General features: G+C 66.7%; 2 protein-coding genes, 1 tRNA gene and 1 pseudogene (1 of these 4 running past the window's edge). All 4 read right to left on the bottom strand.

From position 1 onward, the window contains the following. Positions 1–59 (bottom strand) — tRNA-Met (locus A2X88_03905). 74 nt (positions 60–133) lie between these two features. Continuing rightward, complete coding sequence (locus A2X88_03910; protein ID OGP34890.1) at positions 134–1,684, bottom strand: hypothetical protein; 1,551 nt, start codon at positions 1,682–1,684, stop codon at positions 134–136. After that, the gene (locus A2X88_03915) at positions 1,681–2,241 is read right to left on the bottom strand and encodes a hypothetical protein (protein OGP34891.1); all 561 of its coding nucleotides are present in this window, start codon (positions 2,239–2,241) and stop codon (positions 1,681–1,683) included. Before A2X88_03915 ends, A2X88_03910 begins: the two co-directional genes overlap by 4 nt. 21 nt (positions 2,242–2,262) lie before the next feature. After that, positions 2,263–2,464, bottom strand: a pseudogene (locus A2X88_03920) (hypothetical protein) (it continues 989 nt past the right edge of the window).

Genomic DNA, 2,464 nt, shown 5'->3' on the forward strand with positions numbered 1-2,464 from the left:
TTTGAACCCCGGACACTGCGGATATGAGCCGCATGCTCTAACCACCTGAGCTACACCGCCACACGTACCGGAACTTTTAATTATAAAACGAGACCCACCCAAGTCCAACCGGTTTTTCCGGTTCACTCCCGCCTCATCGGACCCAGAGGAGCCGCCACTCCCCGAACCGCCCCAGGATCTTCCCGGAATCCGGCGACGCGATCCCCATGCGGGAGATCCCCTTCCCGGACGAGGGCTCGAGGAACAGGTCGAGCGCGGACGATCCGATCTGCGCGCTCCTCCAGGCCAGCTCCAGTCCCTCCCCCGCCTGGGCGAAGCAGAGAAGCTCCGCGTTCGAGTAGAGCCTGAGATTCTCGAAGAAGGCGCCGGCCCGGACGATATTGTTCGCCAGCAGGAGCTCGTCCGACTTGTCTCCGTCCAGATCGGCCGCAAGAAGCCTCCCCGGGAGGTGAAGCCTCCGGTGGACCGGCTGCCCGGACGGGCCGATGCCCGACGCCACCGGCGCGTCGATGAAGGTCTCCGTTCCGAAGACGGAATCGATCCCCTCCCAGAGCTTCCGGCCCCGGCTGTCGTACAGCCGGAGCCGGTTCCCGCCGTCGACCGCCGCGTAGCGGATCGTATCCCCGCGTTTCAGGGGAACGAAGGAGTAGACCCAGGTCTCCTCGGGAAGGGGCAGCGGCTCCTTCCTCTCCAGGGTCTCGCCGAGGCCGTGCCGGTCCACCGCGATCCGGAACACGGGGCCGGAAAAGATCGCGGCCGGGTCCGACTCCTGCGCGACCAGGACGATCCCCTCCTCCCCGAGGTCCACGACCCGGAGAAAATAGGGCAGGTCGGCCGTGATCCGCCGGTACTCCTTCCCGTCGAACTCCAGGATCTCGGAAAAGGCCCTGCCGGCGACGTAGCGCACCGCGAGGATCTCGGCGATCCCGTTCCGGTTCAGGTCGGCGACGTCCAGGTGGAGCATCCCGTCCCCGGAGACCGGGATTCTCGCCTTCTCGGCCAGGTCCTGCCCTTCCGTCCGGTAGACCACGATCGCGTTCCGGTAGGCGACGACGATCTCCTCCTTCCCGTCCCGGTCGGTGTCTCCGCGGGCGATCGACACGACATCCCCCGGGAGGCTCCGGCTTCGGCTGACCGACCCCGTCAATCCGGGGATTCTTCTCTTGCCGGTCCCTTCCCCGACCATCCCGTCTCCGAAGAAGAGGAGCTTGAGCTTCGCGGTCGCCTCGATCGCCAGCCGGCGGTAGACGAAGGGAAGCTCGCCCTTCTCTCCCGCGCCGCCGCTCGTTCCCTCCATCGCTGCGTCCGAAGCCGTCGCCACGACCGTCCTCCCCGCACCGGTCCCCTCCGTCGGGGAGATCGTCAGGTCGAGAGTGACCGACCGCCCGATCCGGGCCAGGCTGCCGGTGAGGAGGTAGGTCGCGCCCAGCGCCCGCGCCTTCCGGATCCGTTCCCCGGACTCCTGCTCCCCCGCCGGATCGACGAGGGTGACGTCGAACCGGTCCTTGAGCTTCTCCTGGAGCAAAGCCCCCACCCGTTGGGAGAGGTCCGGACCGCCGGACACCCCATCAACCTTCGGGGGAAAGAGGGCCAGTTCCTGCATAGCGGCGTAGGCCAGGTGAGGCGCGGAACCAACCAGGAGCGCCGCGGACAGGAGGGCAAACGGGAGGAAGCGTTTTCTCATCGGATGAGCGCGGAAACCTTCTTGAACTCCGGCGTGGCCGCCACCTTGAGCAGCTGGAAGATCGCCGTCTCGGTGCTGAAGACGGTGGCCCCCGCGTCGCGCAGCGCCTCGAGGCCGCTCCGGTAGTTGTGCAGGAACCGGGAGGAGACGGCGTCGTCGAGCACGAAGACCGAGAAGCCGGCCCGGATCAGGTCGACCGAGGTCTGGTAGACGCAGACGTGGGTCTCCATGCCGATGACCGCCACCTGTTTCCGGTTCGCGGCGGATATCGCCGAAAGGAACCCCTCGTCCCGCGCGCAGCTGAAGGTCATCTTCTCGATCCTGCGGTACTCCTTCCCCTCCAGCGCGCCCAGGATCTCCGGCACCGTCGGCCCGAGCCCCTTGGGGTACTGCTCGGTGAGCAGCATCGGAAGCCCGAGCGTCGCGGCCGCCTCGATCATGATCTTCATGTTCTTCAGGGCGACCGGGTAGAGCTCCTTGTGGATGGCGGGGACCAGACGCTCCTGCACGTCCACCACCAGCAGCAGCGCATCTTCACGGTCCAGAAAATCGGGCATCCCTCTCCTCCCCGTCCCCGGTCACCCGCAGGGAATGACGTCCTCTTCCATCAGGGTCAGCTTCTCGAACCCGGTCCCGGTGACCAGGTAGCTGTTCTCCAGCCCCACGGCTCCCTCCCCGGGGAAGACGAATTTCGGCTCCAGGGCGAAGGTCATTCCCGGCGCGAGGATGGTGCCCGAGCCCTTCGCGATGAAGGGAAACTCGTCGGTCTCGATCCCGACC

Source organism: Deltaproteobacteria bacterium GWC2_65_14 (assembly GCA_001797615.1).
Taxonomy (GTDB): Bacteria; Desulfobacterota; Deferrimicrobia; order Deferrimicrobiales; family Deferrimicrobiaceae; genus GWC2-65-14.